We start from the raw sequence: 19,458 nt of genomic DNA, 5'->3' as shown, positions 1-19,458 counted from the left end.
GCCGGGACCGCGATCCACGCACCAGAACGAGAGAAAGAGCGGGCAGTGCACGACCCTCGCCCGCAGTCCTCCCTCCGCCCCGAGCACCCCGTGCCGCGGAGCCTCTCGCAGCTCGTGGCCGAGTTCTCCCTCGGCCCGGTCCGCGGCCTCGAGGGCGTCGAGGTGAGCGGAGTCACGCTGGACTCGAACCAGGTCGAGTCCGGAGACCTCTACGTCGGTGTCGCAGGACGTCGTGCCCATGGCGCGGCCTTCGCGTCCGCGGCCGCGGCGTCCGGTGCCGTCGCCGTGCTGACCGACCCCGCCGGAGCCGAGCTCGCCGCCGACAGCGGCCTGCCCGTGCTGGTGACCCCCGACCCGCGGGCCGCCCTCGGCGACGTCGCCGCGTGGATCCACCGCACCCGGGAGGACGTCCCGACGCTCTTCGGCGTGACGGGGACCAACGGCAAGACGAGCGTCGTCTACATCCTCGACGCGCTGCTGCGCCGGCTCGGAGTCGTCTCGGGTCTCAGCTCCACCGCCGAGCGCCGGATCGGCGACGTCGCGGTGGTGAGCTCGCTGACCACTCCCGAGGCGAGCGAGCTGCACGGCCTTCTCGCGCGGATGCGCGAGTCCGCCGTCCGCGCGGTCTCGATCGAGGTCTCGGCGCAGGCGCTCACGCGGCACCGGATCGACGGCCTCGTCTTCGACGTCGTCGGCTTCACGAACCTCAGCCACGACCACCTCGACGACTACTCCGATCTGCGCGAGTACTTCGAGGCCAAGGCGGACCTCTTCGAGCCGGAGCGCGCACGCCGCGGCGTCGTCACGGTCGACAGCGCCTGGGGGCGCGAGCTCGCCGAGCGCAGCCGCATCCCCGTCGCGACGCTCGCGGGCTCGCCGGTCGTCGGAGTCGCCCCGACGACGCCGGCCGACTGGTCGATGACGGTGCTGGAGGCGACGCCCGACAGCACCACCTTCCGCCTGGAGGGGCCCGAGAACCGCTCCGTCGTCGTCACCGTCTCGCTGATCGGCTGGTACATGGCGTCCAACGCCGCGCTGGCGATCGTGATGCTGGTCGAGTCCGGCTTCGACCTGGACGCCGTCGCGCACGCGCTCGAGGACAGCCGTCTCGACGTCTACATCCCGGGCCGCGCCGAGCTCGTCTCGGGGGAGCGCGGACCGCGCGTCTACGTCGACTACGGCCACACCCCGGACGCGTTCCAGAACGCGCTCGAGGCGCTGCGGACCATCACCCCCGGCCGCCTGTTCATGGTGTTCGGGGCGGACGGCGACCGCGACACGACCAAGCGGAGCGAGATGGGCGCCATCGCGGCCCGTCTGGCCGACGTCGTGGTCGTCACCGACTTCCACCCGCGCTGGGAGGATCCGGCCGCCATCCGCGCCGCACTCCTCCGGGGCGCCCGGGCCGCCGTGCCCGACCGGGAGATCCACGAGATCGCCGACCCGCGCGCCGCCGTGCGCGCCGCCGTCGCCCTCGCGCGCGAAGGGGACTCGATCCTCTACGCCGGGCCCGGCCACGAGGACCACCAGGAGATCGCAGGAGTGCACATGCCGTATTCGGCCAGAGACGACGTCCGTCACGCGCTGCGCGAGGCGGGCTGGCTGTAGATGATCGCCCTCACCCTCACCGAGATCGCCGAGGCCGTCTCCGGGCGCCTCCACCTGGCCGGCTCGTCCGCCACGGCCGCCACCGTGATAGACGGCGCGACCGAGACCGACTCCCGCGAGATCGCGCCCGGCGGGATCTTCGTCGCCAAGCGCGGCGAGCACACCGACGGCCACCTCTTCGCGCCCGCCGCCCTCGAGCGCGGCGCCGCACTCCTCATCGTGGAGCGCCCGCTCGACCTCGACGTGCCGCAGGTCCTCGTCGACGACTCCGTCGAGGCGCTCGGCGCCCTGGCGACCGAGGTCGTCCGCCGCGTCCGCGCGAAGGGCGGGCTCACCGTCATCGGCGTCACCGGCTCGAACGGCAAGACGACGACCAAGAACCTCCTCCGCACCGTCCTCGAGCGGGTCGGCGAGACGGTCGCGCCGCGCGGCTCCTTCAACAACGAGGTCGGCGCACCGATCACGATGCTCCAGGTGTCCGCGTCGACGCGCTTCCTCGTCGCCGAGATGGGCGCGAGCGCGGTCGGCGAGATACGCCGCCTCGTCCGGATGGCCAGGCCCGACGTCGGCGTCGTCCTCGCCGTGGGCCTCGCGCACGCCGGCGAGTTCGGCGGGATCGAGCGCACGCTCGAGGCCAAGACCGAGATGGTCGCCGACCTCACCGCCGACGACGTCGCCGTGCTGAACGCCGACGACGGCCGGGTCGCCACGATGGCGGGCCGCACCGCCGCCCGGGTCCTCTGGTTCGGCCGCGGCGAGAGCGCGGACGTCCGCGCCGTCGACATCGACGCGACCGCCGACGGCACCCGCTTCGCGATCGAGGTCTCGGCGGGGGAGGGCCGCGAGGCCGCTCGCGCCGAGCTCCTGCTGCGCGTCCTCGGCGAGCACCACGTGATGAACGCCCTCGCGGCGACCGCCGCCGCGCTCTCGGTCGGAGTGGCGCTGCCCGCGATCGTCGCGGCGCTCGCGACCGTCACCCTCGCCGAGCGCGGCCGCATGGAGGTCCTGGGCGGCGAGGACGTCCGCGTCATCAACGACGCGTACAACGCGAGCCCCGACTCCACCGCGGCCGCCCTGCGCACCCTCGCCCAGATCGCGAAGCCCGGGGGGCGCACCGTCGCCGTCCTGGGCGAGATGAGCGAGCTCGGAGAGTGGGCCGACGAGGAGCACGAGCGCGTGGGCCTGCTGGCGGTCCGTCTCAACATCTCCCAGATCGTGGTGGTGGGCCGAGGCGCCCGCCGGATCCACGTCGCGGCCGAGCGCGAGGGGTCCTGGAGCGGCGAGTCCGTCTTCGCGGAGACCTCCGACGAGGCGTTCGACCTCCTCGAGGACTACGTCCGACCCGGCGACACCGTGCTGGTCAAGTCGTCCAACTCCGCGGGGCTGCGCTTCCTCGCCGACCGTCTCGGGGAGCGTCACCGATGAGGGCACTCCTCCTGTCCGGCGCGTTCTCCGGAGCCTTCACGCTCCTGATGACGCCCCTGTTCATCCGCCTCTTCCACCGCCTGCAGTGGGGCCAGTTCATCCGCGAGGACGGACCGAAGTCGCACCACGTCAAACACGGCACGGCGACGATGGGCGGCATCGTCATCATCATCGGCACCGTGGTCGGCTACTTCCTCGGGATGCTGTTCGGCAACCGGGCGATCGCGCCCTCGGCCCTGCTGGTGCTCTTCATGATGGTCGGGCTCGGACTCGTCGGCTTCGTCGACGACTTCCTGAAGACCCGCAACCAGCGCAGCCTCGGCCTCGGCGGCTGGGCGAAGATCGCCGGGCAGGTCATCGTCGCCGCGGCCTTCGCCGTGATCGCGATCATGGTCCGCGACTCCAACGGGCTCACCCCCGCCTCGACCTCGATCTCGTTCATCCGCGACCTGCCGTTCGACTTCGCCTCCCTCGGCTGGATCGGCATCGGCCTGTTCGTGCTGTGGATCTGCGTCATCGTCACCAGCACGTCGAACGGCGTGAACGTCGCGGACGGGCTCGACGGGCTCGCGACCGGGTCCTCGATCCTCGCGATCGGCTCCTACGTCATCATCGGGTTCTGGCAGTCGAACCAGTGGTGCTTCGACCAGCACCTCAACCCCGAGGTCGTCGACAAGTGCTACCAGGTGAGCGACCCGTTCGACCTGGCGATCATCGCGGCCGCCGTCTCCGGCGCCCTCGTGGGCTTCCTCTGGTGGAACACCTCGCCGGCGCAGATCTTCATGGGCGACACCGGTTCGCTCGGCCTCGGCGGCGCGCTCGCGGCCCTGGCGATCCTCACCCGCACCGAGCTGCTCGTCATCCTCATCGGCGGCCTGTTCGTCATCGTGACCGGCTCGGTCATCCTCCAGCGGATCTACTTCAAGCTGACCCGGGGCAAGCGCATCTTCCTGATGAGCCCGCTCCACCACCACTTCGAGCTCAAGGGCTGGGCCGAGATCACCGTCGTGGTCAGGTTCTGGATCATCGCCGGCATCTTCGTCGCCGCCGGCGTCGGGCTCTTCTACCTGGAATGGCTGTCGCTGGCATGACCGATCCCGCCCGTCCCGACTCCCTCCGCAGCTGGCACTCGGACTGGCGGGGCCTGCGCGTCGCCGTGCTGGGCCTGGGCGTCACCGGGTTCTCGGTGGCCGACACGCTGACCGAGCTCGGCTCCGAGGTGCTGGTCCTCGCCGACCGCGCCGACGAGGAGCGCGAGCGCCTGCTCGAGGTGATCGGCGCCCGCCTGCACCGGGCCGACCGCCTCGACTCCGCTCCGGAGGAGCTGCGCGCGTTCGCTCCGGAGCTGGTCGTGGTGTCGCCCGGCTTCCGGCCGACGCACCCGATCCTCGTGTGGGCGGCGGAGTCCGGTATCCCCGTGTGGGGCGACGTCGAGCTCGCCTGGCGTGTCCGCGACAAGGTCGTGCGCGCCGACGGCACTCCGGCCGACTGGGTGGCCGTCACCGGCACCAACGGGAAGACCACGACCGTCCAGCTCACGGCGACGATGCTCGTGGCAGGCGGTCTCCGCGCCGCCCCCTGCGGCAACATCGGCGTTCCCGTGCTCGACGCGGTCCGCGACCCGCAGGGCTTCGACGTCCTGGTCGTGGAGCTCTCGAGCTACCAGCTGCACTACCTGGGCGCGATCGAGCCGATCGCGAGCGCGTGCCTCAACATCGCCGACGACCACCTCGACTGGCACGGCTCGTTCGACGCCTACCGTGCGGCCAAGGGCAAGGTCTACGCCGGCACCCGCGTCGCCTGCGTGTACAACCGCGCCGACGCGGCGACCGAGCAGATGGTGCTCGACGCCGAGGTGGTGGAGGGCGCCCGCGCGATCGGGTTCGGCCTCGGCGTCCCCGGCCCGAGCGACTTCGGGATCGTCGACGGCATCCTCTGCGACCGCGCCTTCCTCGAGGACCGCCGCACCAGCGCCCTCGAGATCACCACCGTGGACGAGCTCGCCGCGCGCCACCTCGCCGCTCCGCACATCGTCCAGAACGTGCTCGCCGCGGCGGCGCTCTCCCGAGCGTGCGGGATCGAGGTCGCGGCCGTCCGCACCGCGCTGGCGGCGTTCGAGCTCGACGCCCACCGCATCCAGGTGGTCGCCGAGCACGACGGGGTGACCTGGGTGAACGACTCCAAGGCCACGAACCCGCACGCCGCCGACGCCTCGCTGCGCGCGTACCCGTCGGTCGTCTGGGTCGTCGGCGGGCTGCTCAAGGGAGTCGACGTGGACGCCCTCGTGGCCGCGCACGTCGGCCGCCTGCGGGGCGCCGTGGTGATCGGCGCCGACCGCTCGGCGCTGCTCGGGGCATTCCGACGACACGCGCCCGCCCTCCCCGTGAGCGAGGTGGTGCCGGACGACACTGGTGCGGTGATGCAGGCGGCCGTCGAGGCCGCCGCGACGCTCGCCCGCTCGGGGGACGTCGTCCTGCTCGCACCCGCCGCGGCCTCGATGGACCAGTTCCTCGACTACGCGGCTCGGGGCCGCTCCTTCGCGGCCGCCGTGGCGACACACCTGGGAGGGGGAGCCGATGACCGCTCCGACGACGAGCCGCCCCGCGGGCCGTTCGCGCACTGAGCCGCGCGGGAAGGACCGGAGCGGGGCCCGCTCCGCGCGGATCGTCCTGTCGAAGGTCTTCGCCTCCCACTCGCCGAACTTCTACCTCCTCTTCGGCACCACGCTCTTCCTGGTGCTGTTCGGGCTGACGATGGTGCTCTCCTCCTCCTCGGTCACCTCCTACGTGTCGAGCGACGACTCCTTCGGCGGCTTCCTGCGCCAGGGCGGGTTCGCCCTCCTCGGGATCCCGATGATGCTGGTGGTCTCGCGGCTGCCCCTCGGCGTGTGGAAGCGCGTGACGCCGATCCTGCTCATCGCCGGCTGCGTCCTCCAGTGCCTCGTGCTCTTCACGCCGCTCGGCGACTCCGTCGGCGGGAACCGCAACTGGATCCGCCTCGGCGCCTTCAGCATGCAGCCCTCCGAGATCATCAAGCTCGCCCTCGCCCTCTGGCTGGGGCTCCTGCTCGCCCGCCGCTACCGGTCGCCGAAGGACTGGAAGGACGCGCTCATTCCCGTCCTGATCGTCGGCGGCGCCGCGATCGGACTGGTCCTCATCGGCGGCGACCTGGGCACGGTCGTGATCATGGCGGGCATCGTCCTCGCCGCCCTCTTCTACGCGAACGTCCAGATGAAGGTCCTCGTGCCGATCGTGGTGGTCGGCGCGATCGGAGCGGTGCTGTTCGCCGTCTCCAGCGACAACCGCCTCACCCGGATCATGTCCTTCCTCGGCGACTGCTCCAACGTCGAGGAGTACCAGAACTCGTGCTGGCAGCCGGTGCACGGCACCTGGGCGATGGCCTCCGGCGGGATCTTCGGCGTGGGTCTCGGCAACTCCAAGGCCAAGTGGTCCTGGCTGCCCGCCGCGGACAACGACTACATCTTCGCCATCATCGGCGAGGAGCTCGGGCTGATCGGAGCGATCGTCGTCCTGGCGCTGTTCGTGGTCCTCGCGGTCGCCTTCTTCCGCGTCATCCACGCGTCCTCCGATCCGTTCGTGCGGATCAGCACCGGCGCGATCATGGTCTGGCTGATCGGCCAGGCGTTCGTCAACATCGGCGTGGTCCTGGGGGTGCTCCCGGTGCTGGGGGTCCCGCTGCCCCTGATCTCCTCCGGAGGCACCGCCCTGCTCAGCTCCCTCCTCGCCATCGGCGTCGTCCTCTCCTTCGCCCGCACCCAGACCGCGCCCCTGCCCGGCGCGGGCGTGCTGCGCCGCCGGAAGGCGGCGGCGGAGTGACCCGCTACCTCCTCGCCGGCGGCGGCACCGCCGGCCACGTCAATCCGCTGCTCGCGACGGCCGACGAGATCCGCAGGCGGAACCCGGACGACGACGTGCTCGTCCTCGGCACCGCGGAGGGGCTCGAGGCCCGCCTCGTCCCCCTCCGCGGCTACGAGCTCTCGGTGATCCCGAAGCTGCCGTTCCCGCGGCGCCCGGACGCGGCGGCGCTGCGGTTCCCCGGAGCCCTCCGCGCGGCCATCGCGGGCATCGTCCGGACGATCCGGGACCGGCGGATCGACGCGGTGGTCGGCTTCGGCGGCTACGCCGCTGCACCCGCCTACCTGGCGGCCCGCCGCGCCGGCGTCCCCTTCACCGTCCACGAGGCCAACGCGCGTCCCGGGCTCGCGAACCGCCTCGGAGCGCGCGCGACCCGCTCCGTCGGCGTGGCCTTCGAGGGCACGCCCCTGCCGCACGCGCGGGTCGTCGGCATGCCGCTGCGCCGCGAGATCGCCGAGCTCGACCGGGCCGCGCGCCGCGACGAGGCGATGGCGGCGCTGGGCCTCGACCCGTCCCGGCAGACCCTCCTGGTCACCGGCGGCTCGCTCGGCGCTCGGCGGATCAACGCGACGGTGCACGCCGCCGCCCGGGATCTCGTCGCCACCGGCTTCCAGGTCCTCCACATCACGGGCGACCGCGCCGAGATCACGGACCCGGGCGTGGCCGGCTACCACCTCCTCGCCTACTGCGACCGGATGGACCTCGCGCTGTCCGCCGCGGACGTGGCCGTCTCCCGCGCGGGGGCGGCGACCGTCAGTGAGCTGACGGCCCTCGGCCTGCCCGCGGTCTACGTCCCGTACCCGGTGGGCAACGGCGAGCAGCGCGTCAACGCGCGCGGCGTCGTCGACGCCGGGGGAGCGGTCCTCGTCGAGGACGCCGCCTTCCTGCCCGGGTGGGTCGAGCGGGAGCTCGTACCGCTCCTGGGCGACACCGCCCGTCGCGACGAGATGGCGTGCCGGGCCGCCCGCGTCGGCGTCCGCGACGGCTCCGGACGGCTCGTCGACCTGATCGAGTCGAGCCTCTCCGCTCCGCACTGAGCCCGCTCCGCGCGGCTCGGGAGAGCACTCCCGCCCACCGTCTACACTGATCCGGCGCACCGCGGGAGGCCCCTCCCGCCCGCCGCGACCCACCCGAAAGCGAGAGCCCCGTGATCAAGCCCGACCTCGGCATCACCGTCCCCGACGAGCTCGGCTCGGTCCACTTCATCGGCATCGGCGGCTCCGGGATGAGCGGGATCGCGCGGCTGTTCCACCACGCCGGGCACCGCGTCACCGGGTCCGACGTCCGCGAGTCCCACCCCGTCGAGCAGCTGCGGGAGCTCGGCGTCCCGGTCGCCATCGGGCACGACGCGGCGAACCTCGGGGACGCCGAGGCGGTCGTCGTCACTTCCGCCCTGTGGCCCGACAACCCGGAGTACCTGCTGGCGAAGGAGCGCGGTCTGCCCGTGCTGCACCGCTCGCAGGCCCTCGCCTGGCTGGTGCGCGGCAAGCGCCTGGTCGCGGTGGCCGGAGCGCACGGCAAGACCACGTCGACCGGCATGATCGTCACCGGCCTGCTCGGCGTCGACGCCGACCCCAGTTTCGTCAACGGCGGCATCATCGAGAGCCTCGGCACCTCGTCCGCCGCCGGCTCCGGCGAGGTCTTCGTCGTCGAGGCCGACGAGTCCGACGGCAGCTTCCTGCTCTACGACACCTCGGTCGCCCTCATCACCAACGTCGACCCGGACCACCTCGACCACTACGGATCGCTGGAGGCGTTCGAGGAGGCCTTCGTCACTTTCGCCTCCTCCGCGAGCGAGCTCGTCGTCATCTCCTCGGACGACCCCGGCGCGGTGCGCGTCACCGAGCGGCTGGACGGCGGCCGGGTGCTGACCTTCGGCGAGGCCGAGGGAGCGGACGTCCGCGTCGTCGACCTCGACCTCGTCGGCCCCGTCGGCTTCTCGGTCGAGTACGAGGGCAGGCGCTACTCGGCCCGCCTCCGCATCCCCGGCCGGCACAACGCGATCAACGCGGCCGGCGCGTTCGCGGTGCTGGTGGGCCTGGGCTTCGATCCGGCCGCCTCGCTCGAGGCCGTGTCGGCGTTCGGAGGCACGGAGCGCCGCTTCGAGCTGCACGGAGCGGTCCGCGGCGTCAGCGTCTACGACGACTACGCCCACCACCCCACCGAGGTGGCCGCCGCCCTCTCCGCTGCGCGCACGGTGGTCGGCGAGGGCCGCATCATCGCCGTGCACCAGCCGCACCTCTACAGCCGCACCCGCCTCTTCGCCCGCGAGTTCGCCGAGACGCTCGAGCGCTACGCCGACGAGACGGTCGTCCTCGACGTCTACGGGGCGCGCGAGGATCCGGAGCCCGGAGTGACCGGAGCGCTGGTCAGCGAGAAGTTCGCCGACCCGTCGCACGTCTCGTTCGTCCCGGACTGGGCGGAGGCGGCCCGCCTCACGGCCAGCATCGCGCGCGAGGGCGACTTCGTCATCACTCTCGGCTGCGGTGACGTGTACCGGATCATCCCGCAGGTGCTCGAGTCGCTCGGTGCGAGCGAGGCCGCGTCGGTCGCACGATGACCGCGGTCCTCGCGCCCGCAGCGGGGGAGCGGCCGTGAAGCGGCCCGACGGCGGACGCCCTCCGGCACCCGGCCGGAGCGTCCCGACGGGCAGCGGCGAGCCGGAGCCGGACACCGAGCCGATCCGGATCGTCTCCGCGATCCGCGTGCAGCCCGAGCCGGCCGAGCGCACTCCGTCGCGCGCGGGCGCCGTCCGCCGCACCCTCTCGGGCCTGCGCCTGCCCGGAGCCGAGAACCGGGCCGTCTCCCGGGCCGCCCGCGAGCGGAGGCGCTACGAGCGGGGGGAGGTCCGCCGCTTCACGAAGCGCGCGCGTCGACGCCGCCAGATCGCACTGGTCGTGGCCGGGTCGCTCGTCGCCCTCGCCCTGCTCGTCGGCGTCGCGGCCTTCTCGCCGCTCATGGCCGTGCGCACGATCGAGATCTCGGGCACTCAGCGCGTCGACGCCGCCGCCCTGCAGAGCGAGCTCGACGACCAGCTCGGCGTCCCGCTCACCCTCGTGGACCGGGACGAGGTCGGCCGCGTGCTGGGCGGGTCCCCGCTCATCCAGAGCTACTCGGTGCAGACCCGCCCGCCGAGCACCCTCGTGGTGTCGATCGTCGAGCGCACGCCCCTCGGCGTGATCTCGACGGGGGGCCGCTTCGAGCTGGTGGACGCGGCCGGAGTCGTCATCGAGACGGCGGACTCGGCGCAGCCCGGCTACCCGGTCCTCACCACGGCGTCCGGCGACGCCTCCGGAGCCGGCTTCCGCGCGACCGCGCGGGTGCTGCGCTCCCTGCCCGCGTCGCTCGCTCCGCAAGTGACGGCCGCCACGGCCACGACCGGCGACGACGTCTCGCTCACCCTGCAGAACGGCACGACCGTCGTCTGGGGCGGGTCGGACGAGTCGGCGCTCAAGGCCGTCGTGCTCGAGAAGCTGATGGCCGCGACCGATCCTGCCGTCGTCGGCACCTACGACGTGTCCTCGCCCCAGGCCGCCGTCGTGGCGCCCCGCCCGTGACCGGCGGCGGATCCGCGCGTTCTTTCGAGCGTTGCGGGCGTGTCTGCTGGGAGCGCGCCCCGACTCCGCCTACCGTCGGAGCCGAACCCCAAATGCATACTCAGCATAACTTTAAGCCTCAACTACAGGTTTAGAGTTCAGCCCGGAGGCCGGAGACGTGACTTCAAACCAGAACTACCTCGCCGTGATCAAGGTCGTCGGCATCGGCGGTGGCGGCGTCAACGCCGTCAACCGCATGATCGAGCTCGGCCTGCGCGGTGTCGAATTCATCGCGATCAACACGGACGCCCAGGCGCTCCTGCTCAGCGACGCCGACGTCAAGCTCGACGTGGGCCGCGAGCTGACCCGCGGACTCGGCGCCGGCGCCGACCCCGAGGTCGGCCGCCGCGCCGCCGAGGACCACGCCGAGGAGATCGAGGAGGTCCTCGCGGGGGCGGACATGGTCTTCGTCACCGCGGGCGAGGGCGGCGGCACCGGCACCGGTGGCGCGCCCGTCGTCGCGCGCATCGCCAAGTCGATCGGCGCCCTCACCATCGGTGTCGTGACCAAGCCCTTCGGATTCGAGGGACGCCGTCGCCAGACGCAGGCCGAGGCCGGCGTCGCGACGCTGAAGAACGAGGTCGACACCCTCATCGTCGTCCCGAACGACCGCCTGCTCGAGATCAGCGACCGCGGCATCTCGATGCTCGAGGCCTTCGCGACCGCCGACCAGGTGCTCCTCGCCGGCGTCCAGGGCATCACCGACCTGATCACCACCCCCGGCCTGATCAACCTCGACTTCGCCGATGTGAAGTCGGTCATGCAGGGCGCGGGCTCGGCGCTGATGGGCATCGGCTCGTCGCGCGGCGCCGACCGCGCGATCAAGGCGGCCGAGCTGGCGGTCGCCTCGCCGCTGCTCGAGGCCAGCATCGACGGCGCGCACGGCGTGCTCCTCTCGATCCAGGGCGGCTCGAACCTGGGCATCTTCGAGATCAACGACGCGGCGCGCCTCGTCCAGGAGGCGGTGCACGCCGAGGCGAACATCATCTTCGGTGCCGTGATCGACGACACGCTCGGCGACGAGGTGCGCGTCACCGTCATCGCCGCGGGCTTCGACGGCGGAGAGCCGGGCGGGACGGCTCAGGCCGCGATCGCCCAGCCGCGCCAGCAGCAGAGCTCGGCGAGCGAGTCGGCCGCCGAGCCCGTCCCGGCTCCCGCCGCCGCCCCCGCGGCCGGCTCGATCTGGTCGAGCACCCCCGTCGCCGCCCCGGCCCCTGTCGCCGACCCGTCGTTCGACGACGACGACAGCGACCTGGATATCCCCGACTTCCTCAAGTAGTTGTGCCGGATCCGGAGCTGGCCGAGCGCTGGGCCGAGGTCTCCGAGCGGGTCGCCGACGCGACCCGCTCGGCCGGTCGCGAGACGTCCTCGGTCACGACGATCGTGGTGACCAAGTTCCACCCCGTGTCACTGCTCCGCGACCTCCTCGAGCTGGGCGTCGTCGACTTCGGCGAGAACCGGCACCAGGAGGCGCAGGAGAAGTCGGCCGAGATGGCCGGGACGGCTGCGCGCTGGCACTTCATCGGGCAGCTCCAGAGCAAGAAGGCGCGCCAGGTGCGCCGCTACGCCGACGCGATCCACTCCGTCGACAGGCTCGCGCTCGTCCCACTGCTGGAGGCGGGGGAGGAGCCGCTCGACGTGTTCCTGCAGGTCAACCTCACGGAGGACCCCGAGCGCGGGGGAGCGTCGCCCGCCGACGTCGAGCGCCTCGCCGAGGCCCTCGCCGGAGCGCCCGGCCTGACGCTGCGCGGCGTGATGGCGGTCGCCCCGCTGGACGAGGAGCCCCGTCCGGCGTTCGCCCGGCTCCGGTCGATCTCCGACCTGGTGCGCGCCGTCGAGCCCTCCGCCACGGCGATCTCGGCGGGCATGTCGAACGACTTCGCCGAGGCGATCGAGGAGGGTGCGACACACCTGCGAATCGGGTCGGCAATCACCGGAGAACGCCCCGCCCGCACCTAACCTCGTGGTGACCCACCTGTGGGAGCACACACGACACGGAGGACACCCCATGGCCAACCCGCTGAAGAAGACGATGGTCTACCTCGGACTCGCCGACGAAGAGGTCGAGTACGAGCGCGCAGAGCCCGTCGAGGCGGCCCCGGCGACGGCCCACCGCGCACCGGTCTCCCCGGTGCAGCCCGTCCCTCCCGTCGAGCCGGTGCAGCAGCCCCGCGCGACGGTCACCCCGCTCCGCAAGCCCACCCCCCAGACCCCGAAGGCGACGGCACCCGCCGAGATGAACGAGATCCTCACCGTCCACCCGAAGCAGTACCGCGACGCGCAGGTCATCGCGGAGAACTTCCGCGACGGCATCCCCGTGATCATCAACCTCTCGCAGATGAGCGATGCGGACGCCCGCCGCCTCATCGACTTCGCGAGCGGACTCTCGCAGGGTCTCTACGGCCGCATCGAGCGCGTGACGAGCAAGGTCTTCCTGCTCTCGCCGTCGCACATCACCGTCGCCGGCGACTCCGCCTCCGCCGAGAGCGACGCCGACGCGTCGTTCTTCGCGAAGTCCTGATCCCGGGGAGCCCTGGCCCCCGGTGACCTCCGTCGTCTCGCTCCTCGGGAGCGTCCTGTACTTCGTGCTGCTGCTCTACTTCTTCGCGATGTGGGCGCGGTTCGTGCTCGACCTCGTCCGCGTGATCCGACGCGACTGGCGCCCCCGCGGCGCCGGCCTCGTCGCCGCGGAGGGCGTCTACACCGTCACGGACCCGCCGATCGGCTTCTTCCGACGGCTGATCAAGCCGGTCTCGATCGGCCCGATCGCGCTCGATTTCGGCTGGAGCCTCACCATGCTCTGCGTCATCGTGGGCATGTACATCGCCACGTGGCTGCAGCGCGCCTGACCGTCCCTGTATCGTTGACACGTCCGGACGTTCCCCGCGGTGTCAGCACTGCGCCGTGCGCCTGAAGTTGCTAGCTTTAGTCGCGCGTTGTTAAACGTGTACCTACTTGAAATCGAAGGTGGAAAGCCATGGCGCTCACTCCCGAAGACGTTGTCAACAAGCGGTTCCAGCCGACCAAGTTCCGCGAGGGATACGACCAGGACGAGGTCGACGACTTCCTCGACGAGGTCGTCGTGGAGCTCCGCCGCCTGAACCAGGAGAACGAGGAGCTGCGTCAGCGCCTCTCCTCCGGCGACAGCCGCCCCTCGGACGCCCGAGTCTCCGACGCTCCCCGCGAGAGCACTCCTGCTCCCGCCCCGGTGGTCGACGAGGCACCCGAGCCGGAGCCCGAGCCCGAGCCCACCCCGGCTCCCGCACCGGTCGTCGCTCCCGTCAGCTCCTCGCAGTCGGCTCCGGTCGACGAGGCCGAGAGCTCCAGCGGACTCCTGCAGCTCGCCCGCCGCCTCCACGAGGAGCACGTGCGCGAGGGTGCCGAGAAGCGCGACGCGCTCGTCGCCGAGGGTCGTGCCACGGCAGCCCGCATCGTCGCCGAGGCCGAGGCCAAGCAGCGCCAGCAGGTCGCGAAGCTCGAGGAGGAGCGCGCGACTGTCGAGCACCGCATCGACGAGCTCCGCACCTTCGAGCGCGAGTACCGCCAGAAGCTGAAGAGCTACATCGAGGGCCAGCTCCGCGACCTCGACACCCAGCCGGCGTCGACGGAGTCCTCGCTGTCGGGCTTTGGGGCGTAGTCCCGCCGCAGCGGACGTCAGGCCGAGGGTGCTCGTCACCCTCGGCCTCGTCGCGCTCGCGGTCTTCGCGATCGATCAGACCGCGAAGCTCCTGGTCACGACGAACCTGACCCTGGGCGAGGACGTCCACGTCCTCGGTGACGTCCTGATCCTGCACTACGTGAAGAACCCGGGCGCCGCCTTCTCCCTCGCGAGCGGGTCGACGTGGATCTTCTCGATCATCGCGGCGTGCGTCGTCGTCGCCGTGATCTGGTTCGCGCGCCGGATCCGCTCCACCGCGTGGGCCGTCTTCTTCGGGCTGCTGCTCGGCGGCACCCTCGGCAACCTCTTCGACCGGCTGTTCCGCGAGCCCTCCTTCGGGCTCGGACACGTCGTCGACTTCCTCTTCACGCCGTGGCTGCTCCCGGCGATCTACAACGTCGCCGACATCGCGATCTGCACGGCGATGGCGATCTTCGTCCTCCTGAGCGTGCGGGGCGTCGGCCTCGACGGCACCCGCGAGCGCGCGGGCCGCGACGAGCCGCTGCACGACTCGTCCGAGGACGACGCGACCGCCGCCACCGCCGCGGACGCCCCCGCCGCGGCCCCCTCCGTCGAGGAGGCGGCCCGCGACGCCGACCGCCCCGGCGGACGCTGATGGCGCAGTCCCGAGAGCTTCCGGTCCCGGACGGGCTCGACGGCCTCCGCGTGGACGCGGCCGTCGCGAAGCTGCTCGGCTTCTCGCGCACCTTCGCAGCCGAGGTCGCCGAGGCGGGCGGAGTGAGCGCCGACGGACGCGTCCTCGATAAGAGCGACCGCGTGCACGCCGGCACCTGGCTGAGCGTGGAGTGGAGCCCGCGCGAGGAGCCGAGGATCGTGCCGATGGCGGTCCCCGGCCTCGGCATCGTGCACGACGACGACGACATCGTGGTGATCGACAAGCCGGTCGGAGTGGCCGCGCACCCCGCCGTGGGCTGGGAGGGACCGACGGTGCTCGGTGCCCTCGCCGCCGCGGGCTTCACCGTGTCGACCTCCGGTGCGGCCGAACGCGCGGGCATCGTGCACCGGCTCGACGCCGGCACGAGCGGTCTCATGGTCGTCGCGAAGTCCGAACGCGCCTACACCCACCTCAAGAGGGCGTTCCACGACCGCACGGTCGAGAAGGTCTACCACGCCGTCGTGCAGGGCCACCCCGACCCGCTCGCCGGCACGATCGACGCCCCGCTCGGCCGCCACCCGTCCTCGGACTGGAAGTTCGCGGTCCGCGCGGACGGCAAGCCCTCCGTGACCCACTACGAGACCATCGAGGCCTTCCCGTTCGCCTCCCTCCTCGAGGTCCACCTCGAGACCGGCCGCACGCACCAGATCCGCGTGCACATGGCCGCGCAGCGCCACCCGTGCGTCGGCGACGCGATGTACGGCGCCGATCCGACCCTCTCGAAGCGGCTCGGCCTCACCCGCCAGTGGCTCGATGCGGTCCGGCTCGGCTTCACCCACCCGGGCTCGGGGGAGTGGGTGCAGTTCGAGGCGTCCTACCCCGACGACCTGGCGCACGCCCTCGAGGTGCTGCGCGGGGAGTGATCCGCGCTCTTCCGGCCGGACCCGCGTCCGGCGCGGTTAGACTTCTTCCCGCCGTGTCCACGGGCCCTCCCGGGCCGCCGGCCATCCCTCCCCTGCCCGCAGTCCGCCGGAGGCGCATCCTTGCCGAGTAACGATTCCTTCGTCCACCTCCACGTGCACAGCGAGTACTCGATGCTCGACGGTGCAGCGCGGGTGAAGCCGCTGATCGACGCGGCGGTCGAGGAGGGCATGCCGGCCATCGCCGTGACCGACCACGGGAACGTGTTCGGCGCCTTCGACTTCTGGCGCACCGCGACGGCGGCGGGGATCAAGCCGATCATCGGCACCGAGGCCTACCTCACTCCGGGGACGCACCGCTCCGACAAGACCCGCATCCGCTGGGGCGACGGCGGAGGGGACGACGTGTCCGGCTCCGGCGCCTACACCCACATGACGCTGCTCAGCTCGACCACGACGGGCATGCACAACCTCTTCCGGCTCTCCTCGCGCGCATCGATCGAGGGGTACTACTTCAAGCCGCGCATGGACCGCGAGATCCTCTCGCAGTACTCCGAGGGCCTGATCGGGACGACGGGCTGCCCGAGCGGCGAGGTCCAGACCCGCCTGCGCCTGGGCCAGTACAAGGAGGCCCGCCAGGCGGCCGCCGACTACCGCGACATCTTCGGCAAGGAGAACTTCTTCGCCGAGATCATGGATCACGGCCTCGACATCGAGCGCCGCGTCATCGGGGACGTCATCCGGCTCGCGAAGGACCTCGACCTGCCGCTGGTCGCCACCAACGACCTCCACTACACGCACGCGCACGACGCGACCTCGCACGCGGCACTGCTCTGCGTGCAGTCCGGCACCACCCTCGACGACCCCAAGCGCTTCAAGTTCGACGCGGACGAGTTCTACCTCAAGTCGCCCCGCGAGATGCGCCAGGTCTTCCGCGACCACCCCGAGGCCTGCGACAACACGCTGCTCATCGCCGAGCGCTGCGACGTTCAGTTCGACACGTCGGCGAACTACATGCCCCGCTTCCCCGTCCCCGAGGGCGAGACCGAGGACACCTGGTTCGTGAAGGAGGTCGAGGCCGGACTGCGCGAGCGCTACCCGGACGGCGTCTCCCCGGAGGTGCGCGATCGGGCGGACTACGAGACCCGCGTCATCCTGCAGATGGGCTTCCCCGGCTACTTCCTCGTCGTCGCCGACTTCATCAACTGGTCCAAGCGCAACGGCATCCGCGTCGGTCCGGGCCGCGGCTCCGGCGCCGGCTCGATGGCGGCCTACGCGATGAAGATCACCGATCTCGATCCTCTGCGCCACGGCCTGATCTTCGAGCGCTTCCTCAACCCCGACCGCGTGTCCATGCCCGACTTCGACGTCGACTTCGACGACCGTCGCCGCGGCGAGGTCATCCGCTACGTGACCGAGAAGTACGGCGACGAGCGCGTCGCGCAGATCGTCACCTACGGCACCATCAAGGCGAAGCAGGCGCTCAAGGACGCCTCGCGCGTCCTCGGCTTCCCGTTCGGGATGGGCGAGAAGCTGACGAAGGCGATGCCGCCCGCGATCATGGGCAAGGACATCCCGCTCAGCGGCATCAACGACCCCGCCCACGCGCGCTACAAGGAAGCGCTCGACGTGCGCAACGTCATCGCCGAGGACCCGCAGGCGAAGCTGGTCTTCGACACCGCGCTCGGTCTCGAGAACCTCAAGCGCCAGTGGGGCGTGCACGCGGCCGGCGTCATCATGTCCAGCGACCCGCTCCTGGACATCATCCCGATCATGAAGCGGGAGCAGGACGGCCAGATCGTCACGCAGTTCGACTATCCCGCGTGCGAGTCGCTCGGGCTGATCAAGATGGACTTCCTGGGGCTCCGGAACCTCACGATCATCGACGACGCCCTCGACAACATCCGCGCCAACCGTGGGCAGGACCTCGTGCTCGAGGACCTCGAGCTCGACGATCAGGCCGCCTACGACCTCCTCGCCCGCGGCGACACGCTCGGCGTCTTCCAGCTCGACGGCGGCCCGATGCGCGGCCTGCTCCGCCTGATGAAGCCCGACAACTTCGAGGACATCTCCGCGGTCCTCGCGCTCTACCGGCCGGGCCCGATGGGCGCCGACTCCCACACCAACTACGCGCTGCGCAAGAACGGCGTGCAGCAGATCACGCCGATCCACCCGGAGCTCGAGGAGCCGCTCTCGGAAGTGCTCGGCGGGACCTACGGCCTGATCGTGTACCAGGAGCAGGTCATGTCGATCGCGCAGAAGCTCGCCGGCTTCACCCTCGCGCAGGCCGACCTGCTGCGGCGCGCGATGGGCAAGAAGAAGAAGTCCGAGCTGGACAAGCAGTTCGAGGGCTTCTCGGGAGGCATGATCGCCAACGGGTACTCGATGGAGGCCGTCAAGACCCTCTGGGACATCCTGCTGCCCTTCTCCGACTACGCCTTCAACAAGGCGCACTCGGCGGCTTACGGCGTCGTCTCCTACTGGACGGCGTACCTCAAGGCGCACTACCCCGCGGAGTACATGGCCGCGCTGCTCACCAGCGTCGGCGACTCCAAGGACAAGATGGCCGCCTACCTCAACGAGTGCCGGCGGATGGGGATCAAGGTGCTCCCGCCGGACGTGAACGAGTCGATCGGATTCTTCACCGCGGTCGGCACCGACATCCGCTTCGGCCTCGGCGCCGTGCGCAACGTCGGCACGAACGTCGTCGAGGGCATCCGCGCGGCCCGTGAGGAGAAGGGGCGCTTCGAGACGTTCCACGACTTCCTCCGCAAGGTGCCGCTGCAGGTGACCAACAAGCGCACCATCGAGTCGCTGATCAAGGCCGGCGCCTTCGACTCGCTCGGCTCGACACGCCGCGCACTGGTCGAGGTGCATGAGGACGCCGTCGAGGCGGCGGTGGGGGAGAAGCGCAACGAGGCGAACGGCCAGGTCGGCTTCGACTTCGACAGCCTCTGGGACGAGCCGCAGGCCGCGATCCAGGTCCCCGAGCGGCCGGAATGGGCCAAGCGCGACAAGCTCGCCTTCGAGCGCGACATGCTCGGGCTCTACGTGTCCGACCACCCGCTCGCCGGGCTCGAGACCGAGCTCGCCAAGCACTACAGCACCACGATCGCCGATCTGCTGATCTCGGAGACGATCGCCGACGGCGAGACCGTGGTCGTCGCGGGCCTCGTGACGAGTGTCCAGCACCGCATGGCCAAGGCCTCCGGCAACCAGTACGGGATGATCCAGGTCGAGGACTTCGGCGGCGAGATCACCTGCATGTTCATGGGGAAGGCGTACCAGGAGTTTGCCCCGGCGCTCACGAACGACTCCATCGTCGTCGTCAGAGGCCGCGTCAGCATGCGCGACGACGGGATGAACCTGCACGCGTTCAGCCTGTTCGCCCCCGAGATGAGCCAGGACGGCGACTCGGGCCCGCTCACCGTCTCGATGCCCGAGTCGCGCGCGACCACCGACACGGTCTCGCAGCTCAGCGACGTTCTCATCCGCCACTCCGGGCAGACCGAGGTGCGGCTGAAGCTGATCAAGGGCGACACGGCCCGCGTGTTCGAGGTGCCGTTCCCCGTGCGCATCACTCCCGACCTCTTCGGCGAGCTGAAGAGCCTGCTGGGGCCCAACTGTCTGTATTGAATTCCGAGCCGGTCTGCGCCCGGATCTTCGCGGTCGGCCGGGAGGGGTGGCGGTGCCCGCTGCTCGATCAGCAAGGATCGGCGCTGCTCGGTGGTCGAGTAGCCGCGCAGCGGCGTATCGAGAC

At 71.4% G+C, this 19,458-nt stretch carries 16 protein-coding genes; all 16 read left to right on the top strand.

Features of this window, described 5'->3' with window-relative positions; translation table 11 throughout:
• Positions 1 to 45: 45 nt before the first annotated feature.
• On the top strand, positions 46 to 1,608 hold the full coding sequence (locus C5D08_RS07205) for a Mur ligase family protein (RefSeq protein WP_104276448.1): 1,563 nt from the start codon (positions 46 to 48) through the stop codon (positions 1,606 to 1,608).
• Complete coding sequence (gene murF, locus C5D08_RS07200; RefSeq protein WP_104276447.1) at positions 1,609 to 3,033, top strand: UDP-N-acetylmuramoyl-tripeptide--D-alanyl-D-alanine ligase; 1,425 nt, start codon at positions 1,609 to 1,611, stop codon at positions 3,031 to 3,033.
• Entirely contained in the window at positions 3,030 to 4,124 is a 1,095-nt protein-coding gene (gene mraY / locus C5D08_RS07195) for a phospho-N-acetylmuramoyl-pentapeptide-transferase (RefSeq protein WP_104276446.1), read from the top strand. Before murF ends, mraY begins: the two co-directional genes overlap by 4 nt.
• Positions 4,121 to 5,656 (top strand): UDP-N-acetylmuramoyl-L-alanine--D-glutamate ligase, encoded by a 1,536-nt coding sequence (gene murD / locus C5D08_RS07190; protein ID WP_104276445.1) that lies wholly within the window; start codon positions 4,121 to 4,123, stop codon positions 5,654 to 5,656. The genes mraY and murD overlap by 4 nt, the downstream gene beginning before the upstream one ends.
• On the top strand, positions 5,610 to 6,869 hold the full coding sequence (gene ftsW / locus C5D08_RS07185; protein ID WP_104222593.1) for a putative lipid II flippase FtsW: 1,260 nt from the start codon (positions 5,610 to 5,612) through the stop codon (positions 6,867 to 6,869). The genes murD and ftsW overlap by 47 nt, the downstream gene beginning before the upstream one ends.
• Positions 6,866 to 7,945: a glycosyltransferase gene (locus C5D08_RS07180; protein WP_104276444.1), complete on the top strand. Its 1,080-nt coding sequence runs from the start codon at positions 6,866 to 6,868 to the stop codon at positions 7,943 to 7,945. The genes ftsW and C5D08_RS07180 overlap by 4 nt, the downstream gene beginning before the upstream one ends.
• A gap of 110 nt (positions 7,946 to 8,055) precedes the next feature.
• The gene (gene murC, locus C5D08_RS07175) at positions 8,056 to 9,468 is read left to right on the top strand and encodes a UDP-N-acetylmuramate--L-alanine ligase (RefSeq protein ID WP_104276443.1); all 1,413 of its coding nucleotides are present in this window, start codon (positions 8,056 to 8,058) and stop codon (positions 9,466 to 9,468) included.
• Positions 9,469 to 9,502: 34 nt separating this feature from the next.
• Positions 9,503 to 10,465 (top strand): cell division protein FtsQ/DivIB, encoded by a 963-nt coding sequence (locus tag C5D08_RS07170; RefSeq protein ID WP_104276442.1) that lies wholly within the window; start codon positions 9,503 to 9,505, stop codon positions 10,463 to 10,465.
• 157 nt (positions 10,466 to 10,622) lie between these two features.
• The gene (ftsZ, locus tag C5D08_RS07165; RefSeq protein WP_104222597.1) at positions 10,623 to 11,783 is read left to right on the top strand and encodes a cell division protein FtsZ; all 1,161 of its coding nucleotides are present in this window, start codon (positions 10,623 to 10,625) and stop codon (positions 11,781 to 11,783) included.
• 2 nt (positions 11,784 to 11,785) lie between these two features.
• Positions 11,786 to 12,463, top strand: a complete 678-nt coding sequence (locus tag C5D08_RS07160) for a YggS family pyridoxal phosphate-dependent enzyme (RefSeq protein WP_104276441.1) — start codon at positions 11,786 to 11,788, stop codon at positions 12,461 to 12,463.
• 49 nt (positions 12,464 to 12,512) lie between these two features.
• On the top strand, positions 12,513 to 13,025 hold the full coding sequence (locus C5D08_RS07155; protein ID WP_104222599.1) for a cell division protein SepF: 513 nt from the start codon (positions 12,513 to 12,515) through the stop codon (positions 13,023 to 13,025).
• Positions 13,026 to 13,047: 22 nt separating this feature from the next.
• Positions 13,048 to 13,353: a YggT family protein gene (locus C5D08_RS07150; RefSeq protein ID WP_258059242.1), complete on the top strand. Its 306-nt coding sequence runs from the start codon at positions 13,048 to 13,050 to the stop codon at positions 13,351 to 13,353.
• Positions 13,354 to 13,481: 128 nt separating this feature from the next.
• The gene (locus tag C5D08_RS07145; protein WP_104276440.1) at positions 13,482 to 14,141 is read left to right on the top strand and encodes a DivIVA domain-containing protein; all 660 of its coding nucleotides are present in this window, start codon (positions 13,482 to 13,484) and stop codon (positions 14,139 to 14,141) included.
• A gap of 28 nt (positions 14,142 to 14,169) precedes the next feature.
• Entirely contained in the window at positions 14,170 to 14,778 is a 609-nt protein-coding gene (gene lspA / locus C5D08_RS07140) for a signal peptidase II (RefSeq protein WP_104276439.1), read from the top strand.
• The gene (locus C5D08_RS07135) at positions 14,778 to 15,701 is read left to right on the top strand and encodes an RluA family pseudouridine synthase (protein ID WP_104276438.1); all 924 of its coding nucleotides are present in this window, start codon (positions 14,778 to 14,780) and stop codon (positions 15,699 to 15,701) included. The genes lspA and C5D08_RS07135 overlap by 1 nt, the downstream gene beginning before the upstream one ends.
• A 171-nt stretch (positions 15,702 to 15,872) precedes the next feature.
• Positions 15,873 to 19,334 (top strand): DNA polymerase III subunit alpha, encoded by a 3,462-nt coding sequence (gene dnaE / locus C5D08_RS07130; protein WP_374953936.1) that lies wholly within the window; start codon positions 15,873 to 15,875, stop codon positions 19,332 to 19,334.
• The last annotated feature ends 124 nt before the right edge of the window (positions 19,335 to 19,458 follow it).

The sequence above is a fragment of the Rathayibacter sp. AY1B6 genome, from assembly GCF_002932755.1.
Taxonomy (GTDB): Bacteria; Actinomycetota; Actinomycetes; order Actinomycetales; family Microbacteriaceae; genus Rathayibacter.
Note: the sequence above shows the minus strand (reverse complement) of the source record. Positions and strands in the feature narration are given on the sequence as shown.